The 4,874-nt window shown below is 32.1% G+C and carries 2 protein-coding genes; both read right to left on the bottom strand.

Annotated features, from left to right (window positions below):
• Positions 1–123 precede the first annotated feature (123 nt).
• On the bottom strand, positions 124–1,503 hold the full coding sequence (locus tag B5X70_RS17365) for a phospholipase D-like domain-containing protein (RefSeq protein WP_079559170.1): 1,380 nt from the start codon (positions 1,501–1,503) through the stop codon (positions 124–126).
• Entirely contained in the window at positions 1,503–4,832 is a 3,330-nt protein-coding gene (locus B5X70_RS17360) for an AAA domain-containing protein (RefSeq protein WP_079559169.1), read from the bottom strand. Before B5X70_RS17360 ends, B5X70_RS17365 begins: the two co-directional genes overlap by 1 nt.
• Positions 4,833–4,874: the final 42 nt, after the last annotated feature.

Below are 4,874 nucleotides of genomic sequence, written 5' to 3'. Positions count from 1 at the left end.
CAACGGTCGAGGCTATGAAATCGTAGCGGAGTACGAGGTAGAAAACTGTCAAGTTACACCGAACTACATACGAGCAACTCCCGTTGAATTACCCACTACAACCGCTATGTTTTATAGCCTTTGTTAGCCACCGTATTTCTGTTTTCCGTCAAGTATTTTATCGTCCAATTCATATTCTTTAATTACTGTTTTCCATTTGTCAATCACTTTGTTGTTTATTAAAATACTTTCTTCGTTTGCTATCTTTTGTCCTTCTTTTTTATTGAATGACAAAAAGTTAAAACTGCCTTGTATGTAATATTCGTCATCTTTGATAACAAGCTTTCTATGAGTTCCTGTCATTTGGTAATTGTTTTTATTTTGGAAGTGTGTTGGTAAGTGAATTAAGTGAAAACTCTTACTGTATTTTCTTTCAAGACTTCTAAGCTTTTCAATAGTTCCAAAATGGTGTTCGTCATTACTTTCAATACCATATAGAATGATAACGGCAATTCCTTTTCCTAAAGCATTTTCAATTGATTGAATGTAATTCAAGGTTGCTTTCTTAATCCAAGGGCTTTCAATAAGAATTTTGTTTGTGACAGTTTTTAGTGCTTCTTCAAACTTTGCTTGTGTTTCCCATACAGAAAGAGTTTCTGTGGTTGAAATATTGGTTTGAGGTGTTACACTAGTTTGGAATTCGTCCAAAACTTCATAATCATCTTCTTCGATTTCAGCTAAAGCTGTTCTTTCCGAATTAGAAAACTGGTATAGTATTGCAGGGTATTTCTTTGATAGAACCTTTGTTATGCGTTTCTCAAGTGTAATTTCCTTATCAAAATTTCTTACTTCGATAAATGGTTCAAGTTCATTCTCCTTGCCTTTTCGTGGAATGTATTCAATTAGGTAATAGTCGTTACACTCTTTTTTGTCAAAGAGAATTTTACTCTTGTCATAGTCTACAAGATATGCTTTTCCATTATTTTGTCGTTTGTAAATATCAGACAACTGTTCGTTTTTATCGTTTAGGATTTCAGGACTTTTATGTTCAAAATCAAACTCAGACGAAAGTTTATTTTCAATGTCTTTTTGAGAATTAAGTCTGAATTCTTTTAACACTATTTCATTTGAAACAGTATCAAATAAGAACTCAAATTCTTCTTCTTCAAGGATTTTAAGTATCGAGTTGTCTTTTATAAAGTCTTTGCCTTGGTCTGTTACAATCCAATTACCTGATGTTAAATCTGCAAAGCCCCTTTCTCTTAAAAAATAGAGTTCACGCAAAATAAAATCTTCTTTATGTAAACCCAAAAATTTTATTAGGTCATCTTCTTTGGTGTATCCTTCTAAGATTGTTTTGAGCAAAACAGAGTAAATCTGCTGTATTGATTTTTCTGGAGATTTGTTAACAGTTGCATTTATCCGAACACGTCTAAATGGATATGCAAATAGAATTATTTCGTTAATTCTATAATCACTAGCACATTGCTTTTCAAGTTTTTGGTGTATTTCTTGTATTTCCATTAAAATATCTGCTGAATGTTTTTTACAATCCACTCTTTTTTTATCTCCTTTAAGTATTTCTGAAGTGGAGGAATAGAAGGAGCAAAACCATTGTTTGAATTTGACTTTACTTGAACAAGCCAATCATAATTCCCAATGATAATAAGTAGTTTTTTATGTCTTGAAAGTGCCACATTTATTCTGTTTGCATTAGCTAAAAAACCTAGTGTGTTTTGCTGGCTTCTAACTAAATCAAAGATGATAATATCCTTTTCTAAGCCTTGAAACTTGTCAACTACGGAAATAGCCATATCAGAAGGTTTAATTCTTTTAAGTTGATTGTTGTATAACTCTTTCCGAACAATGTTTTTTATCTCTCTTAACTGTGCCGTATAACCCGTTATGACTCCAAGAGAATAATCTTTGACTTTGTCAAACTTATCTAGCTCCAAAATCAATTTTGGGATAAAACTGGCACTTAATTTATTACGAGACGAGCCACTACCATCAATTTCACTTTTGTGGGTATTACCGATATCTAAAAATATAATGGAGCTGTCCACTTTGATGTCAAGGTTATGTTCTTTATCCTTAGCTCTCTTGATAGGCTCAATTTGTTCGTTATATGGCTCATAGAAACATTTAGAGGTAAGTAGAACGGCATCTTCGGGCATTCTTCTACATTCTTCGAGTTGGCTTTTGAAATCTTCATCTATTCGAGTAATGACTTGCTCAAAAATACTTGGTCTATTGAAGTAATCATCCCAACTGTCAAAATCATCTGAATCTGATTTGAATTTATTTCTTAGCCATTTTTCAACTTCACGGTTTGCGGTAAGCATTGGTCTTAATTGTCTATGGTCTCCAACTAAAACCAATTTTTCAGCTAAAACAATTGGAATCAATGCTTCTGCTGTTGTTGCCTTTCCGCTCTCATCCATTATCACATAATCAAACTCAAAGTTGTACTTAGCATATTTTTTTGATGCGATATGATTTGTTGTTGCTCCAATAACTCTAATACTATCAATGAGTTTTTGATTTACGGTGCTATTCTCATCTAATGAACTTATAGCTGCAAGCCAATCAATTTGAATTTGCAGTTTACGGAAAAAAGATAAAATTCCGCAATTAGTTTGTTTGTCAAGTGCATTAAGTAAGGTGTCTTGATTTTGAAGTGAATTGTTAATGTTTTCAAATCCTTTAATGCGTTCGAGTAATTTCTCTATTTGTGCTTTTTTGGTTTTCCAATCTTTTTTATCTATTAGAATGTTAACTATTGATTTGAGTAACACATTTTCTTTTTCAATTTCTTGAAGAAAGTTGGTTTCCAATTTTTTCCATTCGTTTTGTGCTTTTTTCTTAACTTCTTCTTTCCAACCTTCAATTTTTCGTTCTAAGGTGTGCTTTTTTAATGATTGTTTAGGTTTTCTTACTCCACTCAAACGAACAATTGGGATTTCTTTTTCTAAAAGGTTATCCAATACATTATCAACAGCATCATTTGTCTGTGATGTAATGAGGATTTTTGCGTCAGAATTTTTATTTAGAATTTGAAATACAATTTCTGTAATTACTGTGGTCTTACCTGTTCCAGGTGGACCTTGTATTACGGTTAATGGTTCTCTTTGAATCGCATTTAAAATTGCTCTAGTTTGGTTTGAACTATAACTTAATTTAGTTCCTTCTTTGTCTGTTTGAAAGACTTTGTCAAGTTCATATTGCTCTAAATATTTTCCTTGCAAGTCCGTTGGATTAAATAAGAAGTGAATTAAATCTCTGTTTTGAACTTCATTATATTCAACTTTTCTTATTGCTTCTTGTTGCCGCTTTTTTTCTTCTTCTTGTTTACTTATGTTCTCAAAGAGATACCCATTTTTGGGTATTTTCTCAAAGTCTAAACGCTCACAATCTTTGAATTTGAACACTCTACTTTTTGTATTAAAGTCAAAAGCAACACCCGAAAATTTCAAAGGCTCTTTCATTTGCTTTTTATCAGCTGTTTGGCTCAAAATGTATTCAAATTCTTCTGGGTTTGGTGGTGTTGCTTTGTCAATGTGAGAAAATATATGTCCGTTCTTGGAATACTTTTCGTTCTCTTGAATTTTAAACCAAATTTCAAATTCTCCTTTCTTTTCAAAAGAGTCATATCTCAATCTTAGAGAATTTTCTTCTAAGACTTTCAATTCTTTTTCAAGTAGTTCTTTGAAAAAAACAAGTTCTTTATTGATTTCGATTTTGCCTTTTCTGTATTCTCCTTCGTGCTGCTTATTCTTCTGTATTTTTTTAAAAAATGGTGTTAAGTTTAGTTTTTGGGAATAATAAGAACCTGAATTGCCAAGGAAGTTTACAGGTAAATTTAGTGTTTCTCCCTTTTTTACAGCTAATTCATATCGTTGTTGTGAACTTTCTTTATAATCGCAAGATAATATTCTCAATTCTTGGTCATAAATCAACCATAAGGCATTGCTGTAAAGACTTTTTGTGGCAATATTTATGAGGATATTTTCACCTTTGTTGTTGGGGCTAACATCTAATCTTGGTTTAAACTCACTATCGTTAAGTTCGTTTAACAAAAGTTCATTTGCATTAGAAACCATAACAATATTTTCATTGTCGAAAGCAATAGTTGAGGAGATTCTTCCCAAGAATTCGGACAAAGAGTTATAGTTGATTCTGCTAGAGGGTTCTTGTCTACAAGCACTGTCTATTAGCAATTTAATGTCTTGATATTCAGAAAGGTCTTTTTGTGCGAAATACCATTCAGTTACTTTGCCTATTGAATAAATATCAGATTGGTATGGAAATCCTTTTGGTATTTTTCTATTCCATTTTTCAGGTGCTGCAAATTCTTTGGCAAAAATTTCAAGACTTTGTTCTTGACTTAATGTTGAAGATATGTCTGCAATGCCAAAGTCAATTAGAAAAAAATCTAGATTTTCATCCACTAATATGTTTGCAGGAGTTATATCTCCGTGCGATAATCTATGATTTTGTTGAAGTTGTTGAAGACAGTTGATAATCTGCTCTATTCCTTTTAGAAAGAAAGTTGGCTTAATGTCCCAAATTCGTTCTTCGAGTGATTGAGCATTTTTGTATTCAAAAATAATGCAGTAAGCTTCTTTACTTTCATCCCATTCATATTCAACAATATTTGGTAATGATGGATGTACAGCTTTCTTTAAATGTCGAAGTTTGTCGAATAGGATTTTGCTAGGTTGAGAGTTTCGTTTTATACCACTTATCCATTTCGCAAAAAAAACTTCTCCATTTTCATTTTCAACTTGCGCTGTCAATGAGTAGCCCCGTTTTTGAATTTGTCCGTATGTCTGGTACTTGTTTAATATCATTTTTAGTCTTGTACTGTCGGTTTTCTAATATGGTGGCTAACG

This window comes from Alkalitalea saponilacus, assembly GCF_900168165.1.
GTDB classification, from domain to species: Bacteria; Bacteroidota; Bacteroidia; order Bacteroidales; family Marinilabiliaceae; genus Natronoflexus; species Natronoflexus saponilacus.
The sequence above is the reverse complement of the archived record's forward strand: the minus strand, read 5'-3'. Positions and strand labels throughout refer to the sequence as shown.